This window comes from Amycolatopsis circi (assembly GCF_003385235.1).
Classification (GTDB): Bacteria; Actinomycetota; Actinomycetes; order Mycobacteriales; family Pseudonocardiaceae; genus Amycolatopsis; species Amycolatopsis circi.
Genome location: NZ_PQIA01000003.1, coordinates 91,839 through 109,076, shown reverse-complemented (window position 1 = coordinate 109,076; position 17,238 = coordinate 91,839). Strand labels below are relative to the sequence as shown.

Annotated in this window: 14 protein-coding genes and 1 pseudogene; 10 read left to right on the top strand and 5 right to left on the bottom strand. The window is 70.3% G+C overall.

Translation table 11 applies throughout. The features are described 5' to 3' along the window. Together D0D37_RS01430 and D0D37_RS01425 are read left to right on the top strand one after the other, a co-directional pair. The coding region (locus tag D0D37_RS01430; protein WP_208719743.1) for a LacI family DNA-binding transcriptional regulator at positions 1-1,030 on the top strand (1,030 nt) is incomplete at its 5' end. Positions 1,031-1,108: 78 nt separating this feature from the next. Further along, the gene (locus tag D0D37_RS01425) at positions 1,109-2,545 is read left to right on the top strand and encodes a GntP family permease (protein ID WP_116198648.1); all 1,437 of its coding nucleotides are present in this window, start codon (positions 1,109-1,111) and stop codon (positions 2,543-2,545) included. Between the two features lie 370 nt (positions 2,546-2,915). Here the strand turns inward: D0D37_RS01425 and D0D37_RS01420 are convergent, their stop codons facing one another. Then, positions 2,916-3,401 (bottom strand): amidohydrolase family protein, encoded by a 486-nt coding sequence (locus D0D37_RS01420; RefSeq protein ID WP_244223336.1) that lies wholly within the window; start codon positions 3,399-3,401, stop codon positions 2,916-2,918. A 657-nt stretch (positions 3,402-4,058) separates the two neighbouring features. Between D0D37_RS01420 and D0D37_RS01415 the strand changes: the two genes are divergently transcribed. Both D0D37_RS01415 and D0D37_RS01410 read left to right on the top strand, forming a co-directional pair. Then, entirely contained in the window at positions 4,059-5,231 is a 1,173-nt protein-coding gene (locus D0D37_RS01415) for an aromatic ring-hydroxylating oxygenase subunit alpha (RefSeq protein ID WP_162834039.1), read from the top strand. Next, positions 5,228-6,535 (top strand): MFS transporter, encoded by a 1,308-nt coding sequence (locus D0D37_RS01410; protein ID WP_162834038.1) that lies wholly within the window; start codon positions 5,228-5,230, stop codon positions 6,533-6,535. Before D0D37_RS01415 ends, D0D37_RS01410 begins: the two co-directional genes overlap by 4 nt. On the opposite strand, the gene D0D37_RS01405 is transcribed toward D0D37_RS01410, so the two are convergent. Next, entirely contained in the window at positions 6,529-7,575 is a 1,047-nt protein-coding gene (locus D0D37_RS01405) for an LLM class flavin-dependent oxidoreductase (protein ID WP_116198644.1), read from the bottom strand. The two genes, D0D37_RS01410 and D0D37_RS01405, sit on opposite strands and share 7 nt — an antisense overlap. Before the next feature lie 112 nt (positions 7,576-7,687). Next, on the bottom strand, positions 7,688-8,329 hold the full coding sequence (locus tag D0D37_RS01400; RefSeq protein WP_116198643.1) for a hypothetical protein: 642 nt from the start codon (positions 8,327-8,329) through the stop codon (positions 7,688-7,690). Positions 8,330-8,528: 199 nt separating this feature from the next. Here D0D37_RS01400 and D0D37_RS01395 point away from each other — a divergent pair, with 199 nt between their 5' ends. Further along, positions 8,529-9,077: an acyl-CoA dehydrogenase family protein gene (locus tag D0D37_RS01395; protein WP_116198642.1), complete on the top strand. Its 549-nt coding sequence runs from the start codon at positions 8,529-8,531 to the stop codon at positions 9,075-9,077. A gap of 68 nt (positions 9,078-9,145) precedes the next feature. Beyond that, positions 9,146-9,682 carry a phosphotransferase gene (locus D0D37_RS01390; protein ID WP_116198655.1) on the top strand — a complete coding sequence of 179 codons (537 nt, stop codon included), beginning with the start codon at positions 9,146-9,148 and terminating at the stop codon, positions 9,680-9,682. Here D0D37_RS01390 and D0D37_RS01385 read toward each other — a convergent pair. After that, on the bottom strand, positions 9,582-10,055 hold the full coding sequence (locus tag D0D37_RS01385; protein ID WP_279630233.1) for an acyl-CoA thioesterase: 474 nt from the start codon (positions 10,053-10,055) through the stop codon (positions 9,582-9,584). The two genes, D0D37_RS01390 and D0D37_RS01385, sit on opposite strands and share 101 nt — an antisense overlap. 399 nt (positions 10,056-10,454) lie before the next feature. Between D0D37_RS01385 and D0D37_RS01380 the strand changes: the two genes are divergently transcribed. Further along, a complete protein-coding gene (locus tag D0D37_RS01380) occupies positions 10,455-11,108 on the top strand; it encodes a response regulator transcription factor (RefSeq protein ID WP_116198640.1) in 654 nt (217 codons plus the stop codon). Between the two features lie 184 nt (positions 11,109-11,292). Continuing rightward, on the top strand, positions 11,293-13,572 hold the full coding sequence (locus D0D37_RS01375; protein ID WP_208719742.1) for a LuxR C-terminal-related transcriptional regulator: 2,280 nt from the start codon (positions 11,293-11,295) through the stop codon (positions 13,570-13,572). 26 nt (positions 13,573-13,598) lie between these two features. Here D0D37_RS01375 and D0D37_RS01370 read toward each other — a convergent pair whose 3' ends face one another. Next, the gene (locus D0D37_RS01370) at positions 13,599-14,780 is read right to left on the bottom strand and encodes a saccharopine dehydrogenase family protein (RefSeq protein WP_162834036.1); all 1,182 of its coding nucleotides are present in this window, start codon (positions 14,778-14,780) and stop codon (positions 13,599-13,601) included. 280 nt (positions 14,781-15,060) lie between these two features. Between D0D37_RS01370 and D0D37_RS01365 the strand changes: the two genes are divergently transcribed. Next, complete coding sequence (locus D0D37_RS01365; protein WP_116198638.1) at positions 15,061-16,800, top strand: MFS transporter; 1,740 nt, start codon at positions 15,061-15,063, stop codon at positions 16,798-16,800. Between the two features lie 193 nt (positions 16,801-16,993). Next, positions 16,994-17,191 (top strand): annotated as a pseudogene (locus D0D37_RS01360) (transposase); the annotation flags it as partial. Positions 17,192-17,238 lie beyond the last annotated feature (47 nt).

The following is a 17,238-nucleotide window of genomic DNA, read 5'->3' as shown; positions in this document are numbered from 1 at the left end:
GCTGTGGGATGCTGTCGGAATCGGTTCCGGTACGGGAGGTGCCATGCGTCGGGTGTCCCTTGCCGATGTCGCCAAGGCCGCGGGGGTGGCGAAGGCGACCGCGTCGCGAGCGCTGTCCGCGCGTGACCAGGACGTCGGCGCCGCTACGCGGGCGCGCATTCTCGAGGTCGCGGCCGATCTCGGTTACCAGCCGAACCGGGCGGCGCAGAGCTTGCGCACCGGGCGGTCGCGCGTGCTGGCCGTGGCGGTGCCGAGCGGACGGACTGGCTGGGAGGGGGTGCTGGCGGGTGCGGTTGCGCAGGCGAGTCGTCGCGGGTACCAGCTCGTGCTGCACTCGCCGGGGAAGAACGAGGGAGCGGAGGATGCTTTCGCCAGGCTGCCCGCCGACGGCCTCCTGGCGATCGCTCCTGGCCGGGCGTGGGAGGCGCCGGTGCCGGCGGACGGTGCGGTGTTGCCTGCCGTGGTTGTCGACGACACCGTCGAGCACAGCTCCGGGACGGTGGTGCGCACCGCGCTCTGGCATGCAGGCCGCGCGGCTGGTGTCCACCTGGCCGCGCAAGGGCGGACGCGGCTTGCCGTGCTGGCGGAGGCGGCCGGCCCGCTGATCGACGGGTTCGCCGCGGCGTGTGCGGAGGCCGGGTTGCGGCAGCCCGAGGTCGTTGTCGCTCCTTCGGTCCTGGCGGTGGACGCGGACGGTTTCTTCGCCGTCACGCCAGCGCTGGCTGCGCGTGCGGTCACCGGGTTCCGGCGGGCGGGCTTGACGGTGCCCGGTGACGTTTCCGCCGTGGCTTTCGGCGACGGCGAACTCGCGCGGCACGCCGATCCGCCGTTGACGGTCGTCCGGCCGCTGTGGGGGGCACTCGGCGCGCGAGCGGTGGACGTGCTGGTCGACGCGGTCGAAGACGTCGCGGTGGCTCCCGCGACGGTCGAATTGGCGGCGGAGTTGGTGGTGCGGGAGTCGAGCGTTCCGGAACGAAGCGCTTCGCAGCCTCCTGGTCGTCCCGGTCACCCCCGTATTGACCAGTCGTAACCCGAGTGACATGATCCCGGAATCGATTCCAGGCGGTGCGGCTCGGATGGCCTGACGCCGCCATGAGGAGGTTGCCGGGTGAGCGGGCATACATGGTTCCTGCTGGGCGTCCTGGTCGCGGCGGTCGCGCTGCTGGTCACGCTCATCAACTCGCGGCTGCGGCTGCATCCGTTCGTCGCGTTGCTGGTCGTCTCGCTGATCGCGGGGCTGGCGGCGGGCGAGCCGCTGACGAAGATCGCCAAGTCGATCGAGACCGGCGCGGGGGACATCCTGGGCAACGTCGGCGTGACGCTCGCGCTGGGGACGATGCTCGGCCGCCTGCTCGCCGATTCCGGGGCGACCGACCGGATCGCGACCGCGGTGGTGGAGCGCTCGACTCCGCGCACGCTGCCGTGGCTGATGGCGCTGGCCGCGTTCGTGATCGGCATTCCGATGTTCTTCGAGGTCGGCCTGATCGTGTTGCTGCCGCTGGTGTTCAGCGTCGCCGAGCGGCTGCGCCAGACGGGTGCGGCCGGCGCCTCCTCCTACACTCTGCTCGCGACCCCGACGATCGCCGCGCTCGCCACTTTGCACGGCATGGTGCCGCCGCACCCCGGTCCGCTCACCGCGGTGTCCGGGCTGCACGCCGACCTGGGGAAGACGATCGTCGTCGGGTTCGCCTGCGCGGTCCCGACGGTGATTCTCGCCGGACCGGTCTTCGGCCGCTGGCTCTCCGCCCGGCTGAGCATCCAGCCGGACCAGGCGCTGGTCGCGCAGTTCACGCACGGCGCCGGTGGTGCCGACGCCGGCCGCGCCATGGCAGGGGCCGGGGTCCCCGCGGGCGCCGGCGAGCCGGAGACGGCCCGGAGCGCGGTGCCCACCGGCACCGCGATCGTGTCGATTCTCGTCCCGGTCGCGCTGATGCTGCTGCGCACGCTCGCCGAGATCGCGCTGCCGGACAAGAATCCGGTCCGGTCGGTCGCGGTGCTGCTGGGCGAGCCGGTGATCGCCATGCTGGCGGGGTTCTTGTTCGCGCTGTTCGCGCTGGCCCTGCTGCGCGGACGCCCGGGCGAAGTCGTGCGACGGTCCGTTTCGGACAGTCTGAAGCCGGTCGTCGGCATCCTGCTGATCATCGGCGGCGGCGGCGCGTTCAACGAGGTGCTGCAGGATTCGGGGATCAGCCACGCGGTCGGCTCCGCGGCGGGGCGCCTGAAAATCAGCGTGCTTGTGCTGGCGTGGCTGCTGGCGCTGCTGCTGTCGGCGTCCACCGGTTCGGCGACGGTCGGCATCGTGTCCTCGACCGGCATCGTCGCGCCGCTGCTGGCGCACAGCGGGAGCTGGTACACCGCGATGGTCGTGGTCGCGATCGGCGCCGGTTCGATCGGCTTGAACTACGTCAACCACGCTGGCTTCTGGCTCGTGAAGGAATCGTTCGGGATGACGATGGGGCAGGCGACCAAATTGCACACCACGGTGCAGACCCTGGTGAGCGTGCTCGGCCTGGCGGCACTGGGGATCCTGTCGATTTTCGTCTGAGGACACCGCGTCGCGCGGCGGAGGCGACCCGATCGTGGGGCTGACCCGAATGCCGCCTCCCCGACCTGCGCGGAGACGGCGTCGCGGAGCGGCCGAAGACGCCCGCACCCTCGAGGGCATCAGCCAGTGCCGACGGGCGCGGCGCGAACTTCTCGGAATCGTCGGTCAAGAAGGGCGAGCAGGCGCGAAGCCGCGCGGACGGAGGCGAAACCGAGCACCTTGACCTGGACGCGTGCCCCGAAGCGGATCTTCAGCGGGGGTCTGTTCTGGTCAACGCGTTGCGCGAGCGGTGGACCGGCTGGGTTCGAGCCCAGAGCCTATAAGACCGCCGCCGACCTGGCCCCTGTGCGCCGGCGGAGTCTCCTGACGCTCAGTCTGGCGTTTTCGGGGTGGCTCCCAGTCGTCGGGCGGCGAGGGGAAACAAGTCCAATGCGCGTCGGCGGACGGTCGCGGCCTCCGCTGCGGTCAGAGCGCCGCAGTGCTGGAGGCTGTGCCGATTTTCTTCCGCGGTGTCCACAGTGGTGCATGGTGCGCCCCAGTCGCTGCCGTACACGATGTGGTCGGCTCCCAGGGTCGCCGCTGCCGGCAGGAGCGAACTCGGGAAGGCTGTCGCGGCGGTGTCGACGTAGACGGTCGCCAGTTGGTCTTTCAGGTCGCGTGCCGACAGTCCGTGCGGCACCCATGGCTCGTTCCCCAGCAACGAGACTCGACCGGCGAGCGCGGGAAACGCTCCGCCGCAGTGGGCGAATACGAACGTGATGCCGGGGAATTGAGCGAAGACCTTGCGGAACAACAGGTCGAAGACGGTCCTGGCGGTCTCGAAGGCTACTTCGTACAGCGGTGCCGGGTGGTCCAAGGTCGGGGGGCCGCCTGGAGTGCCTATCGTGGCGTTCGCGTCGATCGGCGTTGTCGTCCGAGTACCTGACGATCACTTTCGGCAGAAAACGCCGTCCCTTATCGCCAAGGCCGTGAGGTCGGGTCACGCGCGCCCGGCGACCAGCCAACGTGATCACGATGCCTGCGGCTCCCCCGCCGGATCGCAGTTGGCGACGATGAATTTGCTGTCCGATGACCGCGGCGGAGTTGAACAAGCGACTCGCGGACGTCGGGCGGTGCACCGTTGCGCGCGGCTGTAGTGGCTGAGTCAATCAGTCACTACGCCAGGCGAAGACTGCCGCGTCGCGCTGTCGGCCGTCAGCAGCGCCGCCTGTCGGCTGCAGTGCGTGAGGGCCGAGTAATGCCCATCTACGGGAGAATCGGGAAATAGCAGCTGTTTCCGTGTCCTGTTGCCGAGTTTGGCACTCAAAACGTAGCGAGTGATGGAGTTCGGGGGTCGACTCGGAGCCGAAGGCGAGCACCGGGCACTGGTCGCAGTGAGTGAATGTCCATCAGTGTGCTTGCCCCGGCGCTCCGCTCCCTCCTAGGGTTGGGCGCGCTGGGGAAGGGCAGTGGCGATTCTGGGCCGAATCGGCGTAACCGTCGAATCCTGCCCTGCCAACAAAGGGGAGCGACTGTGTTGCAATTGCCGGATATTTTCGATGCGCAGAACTACGCGCGGGTGCGCAGTGCGCTGCCGGAAGCGCAGACCATGCCGCACTGGTGCTACACCTCGCCCGAATGGCATCGCCGGGAAATCGACGCCATTTTCCGTCCCGCTTGGCATTTTGTCGGGCTGGCTTCGATGCTGCCCTCGCGCGGCAGTTTCCTCACCGCCGAGACGCTCGGCCAGCCGGTGCTGCTGGTCCGGTCGGACGAGGGAATCCGGGCATTCCGGAACAGTTGCCGGCATCGCGGCTCGATTCTCCTGGAGGAAGCCCAGGGGACCTGCGGCGGTATCCGGTGCCAATACCACAGCTGGGTGTACAGCCTCGACGGAAAACTGCTTCGGGCTCCGGGGACCGAGGAGTCGAGCACCTTCGACCCGGAGCGGCACGCGCTCACCGACCTGCGCTGGTCCGAATTGGAAGGCCTGCTTTTCGTCACCTTCGACGAGAACGCCCCGCCCGTGGACCAGTACTTCGGCGATTTCGCCGAGCGGGTGGCCAGATCTTACCGGATCGCCGAGATGGCGTGCGTGCACCGACGCAGTTACCATCTCGCCTCGAACTGGAAGCTTTACGTCGAGGTGGACATGGAGACCCTCCACACCAAGCACATCCACCGCGGGTCGATCGGCGAGCAACCGGTCGTTTCGCCGCCCACCAGCGGCGAGTGGATCACCGTATTCCACGAAAACGACCACACCCCGGCATTGGCCCCCGGCGAGCGGCACCTGGGTTTCCCGGCCACGCCGGGCATCAGCGGCGCGGCGAAACGCGGCACCCATTTCTCCGTGCTCGCTCCCGGGTTTTTCCTCGTCACCGCGCCGGACTGCATGTGGTGGATCCAGAAATACCCGGAGACGCCGACACGGACCCGGGTCGACGTCGGCTACTGCTTCCCGCGCGCCAGTGTCGACCGCCCTGACTACGCCGAGGTTTCGGCACGCTACATCCGCCGCTGGGACCAGGTCGTGCGCGAGGACGACTGGATCACCGAATTCCAGCAGCGCGGCCTGCCGGGCAGCACCCCCGGCTGCTACACGCCCGAGGAACACGTGGTGCACCGCCTGGACAACTGGATCCTGGACCGGGTGCTCGGCGCGGCGGGCGACCGGGCGCCGAGCGCGCAGGGGGTGCCTGGGTGAGGACCGGCGAGGCCGCGCCCGCGGAACTCCGCCGCGGGTTCCGGCGGGCGCGAGCCGGCTCGACGGCGCTGCTGCTGGCCTTGTTCACCATCGGTTTCTTCCAGCGGTTCGCGCCCGCCACGTTCGCCGAACCGATCGGCGCGGCGTTCGGCGTCTCGGCGGCGCAGCTCGGCCTCTTCGCCGCGGGCAATTTCTGGGTGTACACGGTGATGCAGGTTCCGGTCGGACTGCTGATCGACCGGTACGGCACCCGGATGGTGGTCGCGGTCGGCGGGGCGGTCACCTCGGCGGGGACCTTGCTGCTGGCCGCGGCTCCGGGGTTCGGTGTCGCCGCCGTCGGACCGCTGCTGGTGGGGCTCGGCACGTCCGGCATCTTCGTCGGCCTGCTGAAGAGCAACGCGACCTGGTTTCCCGAGCGCCGCTACGGTGTCGTCACCGGCATCACGATGTTCGTCGGCAATCTCGGCAGCATCGTCGCGGAGGGGCCGTCCGCCTTGCTGCTCACGGCGTTCACCTGGCGGTCGATATTCCTTGTCGTCGGACTGCTCGCCGTGACGACAACGGTGCTGGTCCTGGTCGTCGTGCGGGATTCGCCGGAGGAGGCCGGGTACCCGGGCGTGCTTCCCCGGCCGGCCGCGCCTGCCGCGACCGCTCCGGCGAACGGGTCGCACCGGTTGAGGTCGGCGCTGGCCAGCAGGCAGGTTTGGCTCGTTTTCGCCGCGGTGATCGGCACCAACGGCACCTTCTACGCTTTCTCCGGCCTGTGGGGGGTGCCCCTCCTGCGCGACGGCTTCGGGTTGAGCAACGCGGCCGCCTCGGCGTACACGACCATCGGGCTGGTCGTGTACGGCTGCGGCAACATCCTGCTCGGCCTGCTCTCGGATCGGCTGGGCCGGCGGTGCCCGGTGATCCTGGTCTGCTCGGCCAGCGCCGTGCTGGGCTGGGCCGGGTTCGCCTTTCTTCCGTGGTCGCCCGGCTGGTCGGCGGTGGTGCTCTACGCACTGGTGGGCCTCGCCGGGGCGCAGGTGGTGCCCGCGTTCGCGGCGGTCAAGGAATCGACCGCGCCCAGTGCCGCGGCGACCGCGCTCGGGGTCGTCAACGTCGGCGCGTTCCTGGCGTCGGGACTGATCCAACCGGTCTTCGGCTGGATCCTTGACGCCCGTCCCGGTTCAACGGACGCGTTGAGCCATCCGGTCCTCGCCGATTACCGGTGGGCCCTGATCGTCCCGCTCGCGCTGAGCGCGGCCGGATTGTGCTGTGCGCTCGGCGTGCGGGAGACCTTCCGGCACGGCCCGGATCACTGACCTCCCAGCGCATCCGCGACGGCCAGCAGCGCCGCCCGCGAGCGCTCAGTGCCCTCCGGATCCGCGAAGCGGCCGATGTCCTGCACGATCACGTGCTGGCACCCGGCCTCGGCGTACTCGCCCAGTTTCTCGGCCACGTGCTGGGGAGAACCGTGCAACACAGCCTCGCGCACCAGCGCGTCGGGGATGCTTGCGAGCACCTCCGGGGCCTGTTCGGCCGGAATTTCGTGCGGCACATACGCGTGCGGCAACGGGTAGTCGGCACCGTGTTCGGCGAACGCCGACCGGCCGCGATACAGCGCGACAGCCCGGACTTCGGGGCGCTGCAACAATTTCGCGCTGTCCGCGTCGTCGCTGCCGAGCGCGGCCCAGAGGAACAAACAGGGGCGAACGGCAGCCGAATCCCGGCCCGCCGCGGCGGCAGCCTCCCGGATCGCGGCGAGATTCGACCGGTACTGCCGCACCGGCAAGCTGGTCGGCAGCCATCCGTCGCCGTACCGGGCGGTCAGCCGGAGCATCTGCGGACCGTGCGCGGCCACATACACTTCGAACGGGGAGACCCCGGCCAGCGGCAGGTCCGGGCCCTCGGGGCTCAACCGGCCCTTGTCCCGGAGCGCGGCCAGGTCGCGCAGGGCCGGCCGGATGTAGTCGAGCCGTCCGGTCCGTTCGCGGCCGGGGTGCAGGCCGAACGGGCGGAGCTGGCCCGGGTCGCCGACCCCGAGTCCCAGCACCATTTTCCGGCCGCCCAGCCAGCTCGTGGTGGCGGCGGTGTGCGCGAGCGCGACCGGGCTGCGCCGCACGGGATCGGTGACCGCGACGCCGAGCGGCACCCGGCTCGTCGCGGCCGCGCCCGCTGCCAGCACAGAGAACGGCTCCAGCAGCAGGTGCGGATCCGTTTCCTGCGCGCCGCGCGGCGCCCAGCCCTGGAGGTGGTCGAGCATCCACGCGCCCGCGACGCGGGGTTCGCGGTCCGCCCACCGGATGTCCTCCAGCGGATCGGCTTCCGGACGCACCGAGATTCCGGTTCCGAGGGTCAGCACGGGACACTCCCTGGCAAGTCGACGGCGATTCCGCGGAATCCCGCCGATTTTTCCGGCCCCTGCCGCCGATCGCAACCGGGCGGCCAGTACTGCTCGATCACCAGCCTGCCGATCACAGCAGTCGACCGGGTTTTCCGGCTGTCGCCCTCAAAGTCGTCAAGCAAGCGTTCGTGGCGTGGATCCCGGCGGGCGGCGGGCAGCATGCGAGGTGCACCCGCCTGGTCTCGTCCGTCTGTTTGAATGCGGTCGGAGCTTGCAGGGCAGCATCGCGGCTCGGGCGGCTCAGAAGCGCCACACGAGCCAGCTCATCAAGGTCCGGCCCAGCGCGTCGAGCCAAGCCCAGCGGGGTTGTCGCGCCTGCAAGAACGCCGTGGTTCCGGCAAGGAAGATGCAGAGAGCCCAGTAGAATCTCGCCGGACGCTGTCGCAATGCCCGTCGCCACGAGGATTCCCAGAATCGCTGCCCACGCGGGAATCGGGAGCTGGAAGAGGGCGATCGCGCCTCCGCTGGTCATGATCAGGGCGACGCCGGGCACCCGATCCAGTGCCTCGTCTGGATCCGCAAGCAACGCTCCGCCCGGGGCCACCGCGATCAGCACGACCGCACCGACTCCCAGCCAGCCCGCGCCGAGCACGCCCGAGAGCACATCCACCGCGAAGAGCAGGCTCGGATACACCCGAAGCTCGGAAGAGGCGTCCGCCATGGACCAGGCGAAAACTGTTTCTGCGAGCAAGACAGCGCCGACGACGAGCATGCTCACCAGCAGGGCGCGGGAGGACGCCAGTATCCTCCTGATCGTCGGCGAGGTGCTGTGCGCGCTCCCCGGCGAAGCTTCGCCGAGCCCGCAGGTGACGGTCCTGTCAACTTTCTCGGCTCGAGCCGGGCGCATTGGCTGACCCGCCCGGCGCGAGGGCGTCACGCTGGTCCGGCACCTGCGCACGACCGACCGCTCCATGCTCGGCGGCCATTGCGAACTGCTTTTCGACGACGTCTTCGTCCCGGACGAGGATGTTCTCGGCGAGGTCGACGAGGGCTTCCGATACGTCCAGGTCAGGCTCGGCCCCGCCCGGATGACGCATGTCATGCGCTGGACCGGCGCCGCCCGCCGCGCCCACGAGGCCGCGGTCCGGTACGCGGCAGAGCGCAGTGCGTTCGGCGGCAGGCTCGCCGGACTCGGCATGGCGCAGCAACTGATCGCCGACAACGAGATCGACCTCGCGGCGACCCGCGCCCTGCTCCGCGAAGCGTGTGCCGAACTCGACGCGGGAGGCAGGGGAGCCAAGATCACCTCTATCACCAAGACCTTCGCGGCGGAGGCGCTCAACCGGGTGGCGGACCGGGCGACCCAGCTCTGCGGCGGCATGGGACTGTCCGCCGATCTTCCGGTCGCCCGGATCGCGCGCGAACTCCGGGCGTTCCGCATTTACGACGGGCCCTCGGAGGTGCATCGCTGGTCGCTGGCCAAGCGTGCGGTGCGGGACCTCGAACGGGAGATCCGGTGAACGCTCCACAGTTGACCGAGGCCGAGCTGGCGCGCGTCGTGTCTGTCCTCGCCGGCGCCGGCGTGTCGATGCGGGGCGGCTTGGAGTCGCACCTCATCGCGGGAGGCCGCTCCAAGCTGACCTATCGGCTCAGCGACGGCGACGCGTCCTGGGTGCTGCGGACGCCGCCGCGGGCCGGTCGCACGCCGTCGGCGCACGACGTGGCCCGGGAGTACCGGGTGACGGCCGCCCTCGCCGGCACCGGGGTTCCGGTGGCGCGGGCAGTGGCGCTGTGCGAGGACGAGTCTCTGATCGGCGGCCCGTTCGCGGTCGCCGAGTACGTCGACGGGCACACGATCCAGACCCAGCACGAGCCGAAGTTGCGTTCGCCCGGGGCGCGAGCGGGCGGCTGTCCAGCACCGGTCCGAGCCCGAGGGGCGGTTCGTGCGACATCGGCTCGTGGTGTTTCGCGACTGGTGGCATTCGCACCTAGTGGACCGGAGCAGCGTCCCCGGACGCGACCGCTCAGCCCCTCGACCAAGACTCGCGGGGGCCGTCGCTGGCTGGCTGGACGCATTCCCGGCTCGCGTATTCCCGGGCCGAGGTCCGCCTGTCCGGCGGGATGAAGGCCGCCAGCGACGAGCGCTCGTGCTCGGTCATCGGGCGAGCCGTGCGGCGCTGTCCGTCCCACATGACCAGCACCGCCTCCGACTTCGCGCGGATGGTTCCGCCGGCCGAGACTGCCTCGGATATCAGCACGCTCGACGTGCCCAGTTCCAGGACTGCCAGGGTCACCGTCACCGTGCCGTCCGCGGGCGTGATTTCGCGGTGGTAGTCGATGTGCTGGGACCGGAGGACGCACGGCGGGTGTTGGGTGCCGAGACTTTTGACCAGCCACTCGGCCCGCGCCTCCTCCAGCAAGGCGAGATACGCGGTCGCGGTGAGGTGGCCCATCGCGTCTATCTCAGTGGGCCGGAGTTGACAGTCGCTTCGCCACATGGACGCACGGTATGCAACCCGGCCGCGTTGTTCGGACGGCGGGCGGGTTCTCCGCCCGGTCGGGGGAAGCATCCCCCAGCCGGGCGCAGTCGGGGAGAGGTTCCGTCTTGGCGCGGGCGCGTACGTCACGGTCAGGCGTCCCCGGCCCGGCGCTGTCGCGGCTGTCATTTTGTCGGTGTGAAGCACCTCCGCCGACTCGCGCGGAGCGGGTGCCGCCGGAACCGGGGACAGGTACTACCCGGGTAGTTCCCCGGGTGTCCGGACGCCTGTGACCAGCAATGATTCACATCACAGGTGGATGGCTCGCCCCGTGAAGCGGGTGGTGCAGTGCCCGGCGCGGCGCTGCGGGAGCCGTCCCGTGGGTCGGCGTTGACCGCACGAGCAGCCGGAGGTGCCCGGATGACAGTCATGGCCATGGAACGGCCCGTTCCAGCCGGGGAGATCCCGCGCGACCGCTGCCAGGCGCAGCGGGTGTTGATCGTCGAGGAACACGAATTGCTGCAGGCCGGGTTGCGGGCGGTGCTGCACGGCGAACCGTGGGTGGCGTCGTGTCTCGGGGTCTCGACGGCCGATCTGGCCTGGCAGGTGGCTCGGCGGTACCAGCCGCAGCTGGTCCTGGTGAGCACGTCGTTGCCGGGCCGGGCCGGGCTCGGGCTGTGCCGCGAATTCCATGCGCAGATGCCGCATGTCCGGGTCGTGCTGATGTCGGCGGAGGGGCGGGTGTCCGCCGCGCTGGGCTTGGTGAACGGCGCCGTCGCGGCCTTGCCGAAGCAGATGCCGACCGCGGCGCTGGTCGCTTCGGTGAAACGCGTCGCGGAGGGCGGGCGGGTGTTTCCGAAGGACACCGGGCCGTTGCCGGTGCAGCTTTCCAAGCGCGAGCTGGACGTGTTGCAGCACCTGGTCTCCGGTCAGAGCAATCCCGAAATGGCCCTGTCGCTGAACCTTTCGCGGCACACCGTCAAACAGCACACGAGCGCGGTCTACCGCAAGCTCGGCGTCCGCAACCGGGCGCAGGCCGCCAGCCGTGCGCAAGAACTCGGGCTCGTCGCCTGACCCCGCGTGCGGCGCCGCGGTCCGATGGGGCAATGGCGCACAAATCGGGCGACGGCGCCCCGGTTCCGATGCCTGGTGAGCCGGGAACCGGAGACGTACGATGACGCGCGTCCCGGCCACCGATACCCGCAGGATGCCCATGGCTTCACCGCAAGGGAGAGCGCCGACGACCGTGCCGGCGGACTTGACGAGTTTCGTGGGCCGGCGGCACGACGTCACCGCGGTCCGGCAACTCATCGGCGCGGCGCGGCTGGTCACGCTCACCGGCATCGGCGGCGTCGGCAAGACTCGGCTGGCCTACCGTGTCGCGGCTGACGTGCGGCGCGCGTTCCCGGACGGGGTGTGCCTGGTCGAACTGGCGGCTCTCGAGGACCCGGCGTTGCTGCCGCACGCGGTGCTGGGCGCCCTGGCCGTCCGGGAGCAGTCCGCGCGCGAACCGGCCGAGGCGCTGTGCGATCAGCTGCGGACCTCGCGGATGCTGCTGGTCTTCGACAACTGCGAGCATCTGGTGGCGGCTGTCGGCGACCTCGCCGACGCGGTGCTGCGCGCGGCGCCCGAGATCCGGATTCTGGCCACCAGCAGGCACTCCTTGAAGATCGCGGGCGAGCATGTCTTTTCGGTGCCGCCGCTGCCGGTGCCGGATCCGGACGAGCCGAGCACGCCGGGAGCGGCGACGCACTACCCGGCTGTCGCGCTGCTGACCGAGCGCGCGGCGGCCGCGGTGCCCGGTTTCGCCCTTACCGCGGAGAACGAGGCGGCGGTCGTGCGGCTGTGCCACCGGCTCGACGGCATTCCGCTGGCGATCGAGCTGGCCGCGGCGCGGCTGCGGGTGCTGTCGATCGACGATCTCGTGAGCCGCCTCGACGACCGCTTCGCGATGCTGCGCGAGGGCAACCGGAACGTGCCGGAGCGGCATCGGACGCTGCAGGCGCTCGTCGACTGGAGCTACGACCTGTGCACGCCGGCGGAGCGGCTGTTGTGGGCCCGTGCGTCGGTGTTCGCGGGCGGATTCGACACCGAGGCGCTGGAAGAGGTCTGCGCGGACCTGGCGCTGTCCCGGGAGGCCGTCCTCGACACGGTCGCCGGTTTGCTGGACAAATCGATCTTCACCCGCGACTTGCATGCGCGACACGCTCGGTTCGGGATGCTCGACACGGTCCGGGCGTACGGGCAGTCCCGGCTCGCGGAGGCCGACGAGCGGACGCACCTGGAGCGGCGGCATCGCGACTGGTGCCTGAAGCTCTTCGAAGCGGCGGGCGAGAAATGGGTCGGCCCGCAGCAGCAGGAGTGGACTGACCGGGTGCTGGCGGAGCACGCCAATCTTCGCCGGGCACTGGAGTTTTCCTTTTCAGTGCCGGGGGAAGCGCGAACCGGCCTGCGCTTGGCCGCGATGCCCTGGTTCTGGGGAGCCATCACGTCGGTGTCCGAGGGAAGGCTCTGGCTGGAGCGCGGGCTGGCCCTGGACGAGGAGCCGAGTCACGAACGAGCCTGGGCCTTGGCGACCGCTGCCTACGTCGGCGCCTTTCTGGGCGACCAGGACGCGCTCACTGCCGCGCCGGAGCAGGCTCGTGACCTCGCCCGGCAGCTTGGCGACACGGCTGCGCTCGCGTACGCCACGCACGTGATGGGGATGCGGCTCGTGGTGTCCGACGATCCCGCCGGAGCGGTGCCGGTGCTGACCGAGGCGCTGGTGCTGTACGAGCGCGCCTGCGTGAACTCCCAGTACCCGGACAGTTTGAGGGTCGAGTTGGGAGCCGCGCATTTGCGAGCGGGCGAGGTCGGCCGCGCGGCCGACCTGTTCGCCGAACTGTTCGAGCACTGCAAAGCCAACGGTGACCAGTGGAATCTCTCGTACGCGTTGTGGGGGAGGGGTTTCGCGGAATTGCTCCAGGGCGACGTCGCCCGCGCCGAATCGGACTTGCGCGCCGCGCTGCGAATCAAGTGGACGTTCCACGACACACTGGGCATGGCTTTCGCCATGGAGCAGTTGGCGTGTGCGACCGCGGCGAAGGGGGACAGCCAGCGTGCGGCGATGCTCTTCGGTGGCGCGGAAAAGCTGTGGCAGGCCATCGGAGCCCCGCAGCCCGGCGCTGGCGCCCGGCAGTTCGGCCCGCAGCGGGAGAAGTACGAAGCCGCGGCGCGGAAGGATCTCGGGGACGAGCGGTTCGAAACCGCCTTCGTCCGCGGGGCTGAGCAGCCGCGGTCGGAGATCGTGGCGCTGGCATTGCTCGACGCTGCGCCGGACAGCGGCTCGGAGCCGGTTCCGGCGGACGTCTCAGTGCTGACCCGGCGTCAGCGCGAGGTCGCGGAACTCGTCGCCGAGGGGCTGTCGAACAAGGAGATCGCCAAGAAGCTGGTGATCTCCCTGCGGACCGCGGAAGGGCATGTGGAGAGCATTCTCGCGAAACTGGGCTTTTCGACCCGGACCCAGATCGCGAACTGGATGGTGCGGCCCTCGCGGTGACGCGCGGGCCGCGGCGCCGGGCGCCGTCAGATCTCCTCGGAGACGACCTCGACGACCGGTCCGGCGGGGCGGTTTTCGACGAACAGGGACAGTTCGGCGAAATAGGCGTCCGGGTCCACCGCGCCCTCCGGCCCGTGCACGCCGGGCTTGTCGACCACGCCGCGCGCCATCATCAGCGTCGCGACGGCGAGCGGGTAGCCGGTCATCTCGCCCATGTTCGCGTCGGGCAGCACGATCGGCTGCGCGCCGACCCGGATTCCCTTGCCGTCCTTGGTTCCTTCGGCGACCGCGAAGAGGTTCGGCAGCGTCGGGGACGGGCCCGCGGCGGCGCCCCCGGTGTTCGGTTCGCGCAGGATCTGCTTGGCCGCGCCGGCGACGTCCAGTTCGCCGGCTCGCACGCGCTCGGCGACGCGGATCATGCCGTCCATCAACCCGCGGCGGGCCACCATGAGGTTGAGCGAGTCGCGCACCTCGGGGCGGACGCGCGGGAGAGTGAGCGGCTCGGGATGCCCGCAGACCCAGACGGAGCCTGCTTCGCGGCCGGGGTAGGCGAGAGTCATCTCCTCGAGTGCGTAGGCGTCGACGAGCCCGCCGTCGCGCCAGGTCTTGATCGGCTCGGTGCAATTGTGGACCCAATGCTCCAGAGCGGCATTCGGTTTCGGGTCAGGATCGTCGGCGGTCGGGTAGGGCAGCGCTCCGGCGCGCCAGGCAGTGCAGACCCGGTCGACGGTGTCGCACTGGTTCATCGCCAGCAGCGCGAGGAGGTTGCTCGTGCCGGGGCTCGCGCCCATCCCGATCACCGCGGTGACCCCGGCGGCGCGGGCGGCGTCGTCGAGGCCGAGCATTTCGAGCGTCGGTTCCCAGTCGTCGCAGATGTCGAGGTAGTTCGTCCTGGTCGCGATCGCCGCGGTGAGCACCTCGCGCCCGAAGCGGTAGAACGGCCCGGCGGTGTTGAGGACGATGTCGACCGGCGTCAGCGCGTCGTGGAGGGCGTCGGCGTCGGAGATGTCGAGGTTCAGCGGCTGGGCTTTCGGGCCGAGTTCGGCGACGAGCCGGGTGGCGCGGTCCTGGTCGCGGTCGGCGACCAGCACCGATTCCACCTCGTCGGCTTTGGCGAGGGCGCGGCAGGCGTAGGCGCCCATCTCGCCCGCACCGCCGGTCACGAGGATCCGCTTGCGCCCGCGGCGGTTCGTGGAGGAATTCGTCATGCGGCCATGGTCGGGCGCGCGGCAGGCCCGGCGAGCCGGTGCGGGCGTTCTACGCCCGCTCGGGGGATTCGGGCCGCGGGTCCGGCGGAGTGCCCGCGCGGCGGCGAACCGGGGATGCCGGATATCGCCGGTTCTGCCTGTGCTGCGAGCTTTGCGCGGGACGGTGTGACCCACGGCATCCCCCATCCGGTCACATCGCGGGTCCGGCGGCCGGTCCGGTCCGGGGGCGCTTCTACCTTGTCCGCCACCCAGCGAGCCACTCGAAAGATCGGGATCGAACATGACCCATATGCAAGAGCCGGCGAGCCTGTCCGCCGCCGAAGACGTCGGTGCGCGGCCCGCGCCCAATCGTGCCGCGCTGATCGGGATCGCCGCGGTCCTTGCGACCGTGACCAACGCGGTGGCCTTCATGCTTCCCCCGCTGCTGCCGCTCATCACGATCAGCTACGCGCACAACTCGGTGACCGCCGCGACGTGGGTGTTCACCGCGCTCACCCTGGGCGGCGGCGCCGGGTTCGTCCTGATCCCGCGGATGACCGACGTGCTCAGCGATCGCACCGTTTCGCTGCTGTCCGGCGGATTCCTCACCGGCGGCGCACTGATCGCGGCGGTGGCCGACAACTACGTCGCCCTCGTCGCGGGCTCGGCGCTGATGGGCTTCGGCGGCGCGGCGCAGCTGGTGCCGCTGAGCTTCCTGCGCCGGCACTTGGGCGGCAACGCCGTGTCGACGGCGGTCACCGTGCTGATCATGGCCACCGGCACCGGCGTCGTGCTCGGCATGGTCGGCGGGGGCGTCTCGCTGAAGCTGTGGCCGGTGCCGGACCGGCTGACCCTCGATCCGACGACGATGGCCCCGGTCGTCCCGCACCAGTCGATCGCGCCGTTCTTCTATGTGCTGGCGGGGCTTTTCGTGCTCACGACCATCGGCCTCCTGGCGATCGTGCCGAACTCGCCGCCGGAGTCCCGCGGGCGGATCGGCGTCTTCGGGACCGTGTGGCTGATCGGCTGGGTCGCGGTCGTCCTCCTCGGCTTCAGCGCGCCCGCCGACACCGCGATCGGCAAGCACGCCGACCTGGTCCTGCTGCTCGGCCTCGTGCTGGCGGCCGGCTGGGTCCTCGCCGAGCGCAAGTCCTCGAAACCGACCTTCGACTTGACGTTGCTGCGCAAGCCTTTCGTCACCACGGCGTGCTTGTCGGCCGGCCTGTTCGGCTGTGTCGACGCCGCGTTCCTGGTGCTCGTCAACTACTACTTGCAGAACCCGAACGACCCGGCGATGCTGCACGGCAATCTGCCCAACCCGTTCCCGGTCGGCGGCGTGCGCCTGCCCGCGGGCGCCGGGTGGCCGGATCACGTCGCACAGTACGGCCTGAACTTCAGCCCGCTCGCGACCAGCCTCGTGATGCTGCCGTTCGCGCTGACGATGTTCCTGTCCGGCAAGGTTTCCGAGCGGTTCGTCGCGCGCGGACGGCCCGGGGTGGTGCTGGTCGCCGGAGCGGTGATCTGCGCGGTGGGCCTGGTTTTCCTTGCCGTCGCGCATGATCAGGTATGGGAATACGTCGTCGGTTCCGGCATCGTCGGCCTCGGCAGCCGGGCAGGCTACAGCGGCGCGTTCGCCGTGCCGCAGTTCGTCGTGCCCGAGGAGCGCGCCGGCATGGCGGCGGGCATGCCGGGCACCGTCATGGCGATCGGGTTCGCGGTCGGCGCGGCGGTGATCACCGTGGTGCAGAACGCGTCGGGCTTCGTCTACCAGTCCGTCGACGCGGCGGTGCTGACCGAACTCGGGACCAAGGCCGCGAGCGGTTCTCCGGCGGCGGTGAAGGCGTACACGGATTATGCGGGCCAGGTGAACCTGAGCACCTCGGACCTGCTGCTCGACGGCACGCACTTCCCGCTCGCGGACGTGTACACCTACGGGTATTGGATCACGCTGGCCTTCCCGGTGCTCGTTATCGTGGCGACACTGGTGTCCCGGTTGCGGCACCCGCACGGCTTCAGCTTGCTGGTGGGCGCCAGCGACTGAACGGTCTGCCTCGCCACAGCGGAAAGTCCCGGTGCGGGCAAGAAGCCGCAGCCTTCGATCTGTCAGGAGGCTGCGGCTTCTCCGTGCCCGTCTCGCTGTCTGCGGGAACGCGACCGGAGCGGGGACTCCTCCCGCTGGATGTACCGGCCGCGCCCGGCGCCGACCGGCCCGGCAGTCCTGCGAGCGCACGCCGGTCTGCTTCTGCAACCCCGGCAGCCCGTGGCAACGCGGATCGGACGAGACCACGGACGGCCTCCTGCGGCAGTACTTTCCCAAGCGCACCGACCTCGCGGGCTGCACCCGCCGGGACCTTGACGACGTCGCCGCCGAACTCGCCTCGCGACCACGCAAAACGCTCGGCTGGGAAACCCCCGGCCGAGCGTCTCGCTAAGCCTCTCACCGAAGCCAGTTGATCAACTTGGGGTGCAACGACCCCTT

Bases quoted from the DNA above. Each gene is read 5' to 3' on its own strand.
- D0D37_RS01400 (WP_116198643.1), bottom strand. From the start codon at position 8,329: ATGCTCGTCGTCGGCGCTGTCTTGCTCGCAGAAACAGTTTTCGCCTGG.
- D0D37_RS01395 (WP_116198642.1), top strand. From the start codon at position 8,529: ATGCTCGGCGGCCATTGCGAACTGCTTTTCGACGACGTCTTCGTCCCG.
- D0D37_RS01390 (WP_116198655.1), top strand. From the start codon at position 9,146: ATGCGGGGCGGCTTGGAGTCGCACCTCATCGCGGGAGGCCGCTCCAAG.
- D0D37_RS01385 (WP_279630233.1), bottom strand. From the start codon at position 10,055: ATGTGGCGAAGCGACTGTCAACTCCGGCCCACTGAGATAGACGCGATG.
- D0D37_RS01380 (WP_116198640.1), top strand. From the start codon at position 10,455: ATGACAGTCATGGCCATGGAACGGCCCGTTCCAGCCGGGGAGATCCCG.
- D0D37_RS01370 (WP_162834036.1), bottom strand. From the start codon at position 14,780: ATGACGAATTCCTCCACGAACCGCCGCGGGCGCAAGCGGATCCTCGTG.
- D0D37_RS01365 (WP_116198638.1), top strand. From the start codon at position 15,061: ATGACCCATATGCAAGAGCCGGCGAGCCTGTCCGCCGCCGAAGACGTC.